The sequence below is a fragment of the Nonomuraea longispora genome (assembly GCF_004348345.1).
Lineage (GTDB): Bacteria > Actinomycetota > Actinomycetes > Streptosporangiales > Streptosporangiaceae > Nonomuraea > Nonomuraea longispora.
On sequence record NZ_SMJZ01000386.1, the window covers coordinates 1 to 2,817 of the forward strand.

The following is a 2,817-nucleotide window of genomic DNA, read 5'->3' on the forward strand; positions in this document are numbered from 1 at the left end:
GCGGAGGTGGGGCCGAGGGTCGGTTGCGAGGGAAGAGGCGAGATCGGAGCCTCGACCTTGCCTCCGGGGTCGGGGGGCAGCGCGACAGGAGGCTGCGTCCCCACGTTCCGCACCGCGATGAGCGCGCCGCCGAGCACCGCGACCGTCGCGGCGGCGGCCATGATGCCCTTCGCCCACCCTGGTGGCTTCGAGGTCGACGGCTGCTCACCGCCCTGGTCCGGCCAGTAAGACGCAGGTGGCACGGGTGGTGCTGTCGTCATCGTCGCTCCGATGCTCGGGCTCACTGGTTGATTGCGGCGTGAAATATAGCGAAATGAAAGCTGTCCTCAATACTGTTGGCCGCGTGCCGGGAAATGGGGAAGGAAAAATCGCGGGCCGCTATCGAGTGTTGCAAACTCTCGGTCAGGGAGGCATGGGCACGGTGTGGCTCGCCCATGACGAGTTGCTCGACCGTCACGTCGCGGTCAAGGCCCTGCTGCTGCCCGAGTCGCTCACCCCGGCCGAGCGCGAGGAGGCGCTGCAGCGCGCGACCCGCGAGGCGATGGCGGCCGCCCAGCTCAGGCACCCGAACATCATCACGGTTCACGACGTGCTGACCCACGACGGCCTGCCCACGATCGTCATGGAGATGCTCAAGGGCCGCGACCTGAAGGACGCCGTGGCCGCCGAGGGCCAGTGGGCGCCGGAACGCGCGGCGGCGGTCGGGCTGCGGGTGCTGGACGCGCTGGTGGCCGCGCACGCCCACGGCATCCAGCACCGCGACGTGAAACCGGCCAACGTGTTCCTGACCGACGACGGGCGGGTGGTGCTCACCGACTTCGGCATCGCCCGGCTGGAGGACCAGGCCACGATCACCGAGTCGGGCCTGCTCATCGGCTCTCCCGGCTACATCGCTCCGGAGCGGCTGCGTGGCGAGCGCGGCGGCCCGGCCTCCGACCTGTGGTCCCTGGGCGCCACGCTGTACGCCGCGGTCGAGGGCCAGGCTCCCTACAGCGGCACCTCGCCCATGACGGTGCTGCGCGACGCGCTGACCCGGCCGCCCCGACCGCCCGAGCGGGCCGGACGGCTCGGGCCGGTGCTCATGCAGTTGCTGGCGCGCGAGCCGCATCAGCGTCCCGACGCGCGCCTGACCGGCCACCTGCTGCGGCAGGTCGCGGAGGGTGGGCCGGCCACCACCGCGCTCATGCCCGCGCCGCGCAGGGCGAACAGGCGCGGGCCGGTTCTCATCGGCGCCGGCCTGCTCGCGGCGGTGGCGGCCGTGGCCACCACCGCCGCGCTCCTGCCGCGATCGGCGCCGACCACGCCGCGGCCCGCGGCGAGCGCGGACACCCGCCCGGCCACCTCCGCCCCCGTACGCACGCCGTCGGCGACGCCCTCGGCCACCGCGACGGCCGCGAGGTTCAGCGGACCGGTGGACGTGTGCACGCTCATGACGCCCACCCAGGTGCGTTCGCTGGTCCCGAAGGCGTCCCCCAAGGGCTCGGCCGACGAGGAAGGGTGCGAGTGGACGGCGGACGGCAACGGCGTCGGCGTGTCCCCGGTTCCGCTGTCCTCGCTGGACAGCGCCTGGGGGCTCAGCGTGGACGAGGCGACGGAGACGTTCGTCAACCGGCTCAACGGCGCGGACTCCGGCGCGGTGATCACCTGGAACTGGCCGGATGTCGGCATCGAGGAGGCGCTCACGCAGACGTCGAAGGCGTACCAGGAGGTCAACGGCATCGGGGACGAGGCGTTCAGCTACGAGCTGGTCGATCCCCGGGGGCAGGTGGCGCGGCACGACGTGATCTTCCGTACGAGCAACGTCGTGATGCAGATCCAGTACTTCGACGCGAAGAAGATCGGTGACAACGAGTCCATGCGCAAGGGCGCGCGAGACGCTGCCCGATGGGTCGCGGCGGCGCTGGAACGCCAGGGGTGAGACGATGAACCAGCCACGACTGGTGGGCGGGCGCTACCGGCTGCTCGCGCAGATCGGCAGAGGCGGGATGGGTGTGGTGTGGCGCGCCCACGACACGGTGATCGGCCGCGAGGTGGCGATCAAGCAGGTGCACCTGCCCGCGAACCTCCCGCCCGACCAGCACGCGCGGCTGCGCGAGCGCACCCTGCACGAGGCGCGCGTCGCGGTCCAGGTCAGGCATCCCGCCGTGGTCACCGTCCACGACGTGGTCGTGGACGGCTCCGAGCCGTGGATCGTCATGGAGCTGGTCAGGGGCCGCTCCCTCGACGAGGTCGTGAAAACGGGCGGGCCGGTGGCGCCGGAGTGGGCCGCCTCGATCGGGCTGTTCGTGTTGTCCGCGCTGGCCGCCGCCCACACGCGCGGGCTGCTGCACCGCGACGTCAAGCCGGGCAACGTGCTGCTCGCGGACGACGGCCGCATCCTGCTGTCCGACTTCGGCATCGCGGCCGGAACGGGCGGGCAGCCGGGCGGCGCTCCGATGGGCACACCGGGGTTCACCGCGCCGGAGGCGCTCACCGAGGAGCCCGGCCACGTCGCGGGACCCGCCGCCGACCTCTGGTCGCTCGGGGCGACGATCTACACGGCCGTCGAGGGTGTGCCTCCGTTCGCGCGTCCGACCGCCATGGCCACCCACGGCGCGGTGATGACCGAGCAGCCCAGGCCGCCGCAGCGGGCCGGCGCGCTGGCGCCCGTGCTCATGCGGCTGCTCGACAAGGAGCCCTCGCGGCGCCAGGACGCGGTGACGCTCAGGGCGGCCCTGCAGCCCCTCACCGGCGGCACCGCCGCCACCATGCCCGCGGGAACGCAGCCGACGTCATGGATGGTGCCCAAGCTCCCGGTGTACGGCTCGGCCGCGGCCG

General features: G+C 72.9%; 2 protein-coding genes and 1 pseudogene. 2 read left to right on the forward strand and 1 reads right to left on the reverse strand.

The window, feature by feature from the left end; all coding sequences use genetic code 11:
- Positions 1-260: pseudogene (locus E1267_RS43295) on the reverse strand (hypothetical protein); the annotation flags it as partial.
- A 53-nt stretch (positions 261-313) separates the two neighbouring features.
- Here E1267_RS43295 and E1267_RS43300 point away from each other — a divergent pair.
- The gene (locus E1267_RS43300; protein WP_132342067.1) at positions 314-1,918 is read left to right on the forward strand and encodes a serine/threonine-protein kinase; all 1,605 of its coding nucleotides are present in this window, start codon (positions 314-316) and stop codon (positions 1,916-1,918) included.
- Between the two features lie 4 nt (positions 1,919-1,922).
- The coding region (locus tag E1267_RS43305) for a serine/threonine-protein kinase (RefSeq protein ID WP_132342069.1) at positions 1,923-2,817 on the forward strand (895 nt) is incomplete at its 3' end.

Bases quoted from the DNA above. Each gene is read 5' to 3' on its own strand.
- E1267_RS43300 (WP_132342067.1), top strand. From the start codon at position 314: ATGAAAGCTGTCCTCAATACTGTTGGCCGCGTGCCGGGAAATGGGGAA.